Raw genomic sequence first — 1,103 nt, forward strand, 5'->3', positions numbered from 1 at the left:
CGGTGGATGGCCAGTGCGTCGAGGAAGGCGTTGGCGGCGGAGTAGTTGCCCTGTCCGGCGCTGTCGAGGGTGGCGGCGGAGGAGGAGTAGAGAACGAACGCCGCCAGGTCGAGGTGACGGGTGGCCTGGTGCAGGTGCCAGGCGGCGTCTGCTTTGGGCCGCAGTACCCGGTCGATCTTGTCCGGGGTGAGTGAGGTGATCACGCCGTCGTCGAGTACTCCGGCGGTGTGGAAGATGGCGGTGAGGGGATGTTCGGCGGGGACGCGGTCGAGCAGGGCGGTCACTTGTGCGGGGTCGGACAGGTCGCAGGCCGCGATGTCGACGCTGGCGCCGGCTGCTTCGAGGTCGGTGCGGAGTTGGTCGGCGTCGGGGGCCTGTTCTCCTCGGCGGGAGGCCAGCAGCAGATGCCGGGCCTGGTGCCCGGTGGCCAGGTGCCGGGCCAAGATCGCGCCCAGCCCGCCCGTGCCGCCGGTGATCAGGACCGTGCCGTCCGTCTCCAGGCTGCGTGGCATGGTCAGGATGATTTTGCCGGTGTGGCGGGCCTGCGCCATGTGCCGGAAGGCTTGGCGGGCCTGCTGGACCGGCCAGCACCGCACCGGCAACGCCGCCAGCTCCTCGCGGGCGAACAGCTCCAGCAGCTCGGCCAGCATCTGCCCGATGCGTTCGTGCCCGGCGTCCATCAGGTCGAAGCTGCGGTAGCGGATGTGGGGGTGGGTGTTCGCGACGTCCGCCGGGTCGCGGCGGTCGGTCTTGCCCATCTCGATGAAGCGGCCGCCAGGGGCGAGCAGGTCGAGTGAGGCGTCGGTGAACGGCCCGGCCAGCGAGTTGAGCACCACATGCACCCCTTCACCACCGGTGACGGTGGCGAAGGCGCCGGCGAAGCCGAGGTCACGGGAGGAGGCGATGTGGTCATCGGCCACACCCAACGCTCGCAGCAGATGCTGCTTACCAGGCGAGGCGGTGGCGAACACCTCCGCGCCCAGATGCCGGGCGATCTGGATCGCGGCCATGCCCACACCACCCGCGCCAGAATGGATCAGCACCCGCTCACCACGGGTGAGCCCGGCCAGATCGACCAGCCCATACCACGCCGTCGCGAACGC

The 1,103-nt window shown here is 70.4% G+C and carries 1 protein-coding gene; it reads right to left on the reverse strand.

The annotated features are described in order from the left end of the window. Positions 1-1,103: MDR/SDR family oxidoreductase (locus ACTMTI_RS56870; protein ID WP_441129410.1), on the reverse strand; the 1,103-nt coding region annotated here is incomplete at both ends.

Source organism: Nonomuraea sp. H19, assembly GCF_052068215.1.
Classification (GTDB): Bacteria; Actinomycetota; Actinomycetes; order Streptosporangiales; family Streptosporangiaceae; genus Nonomuraea.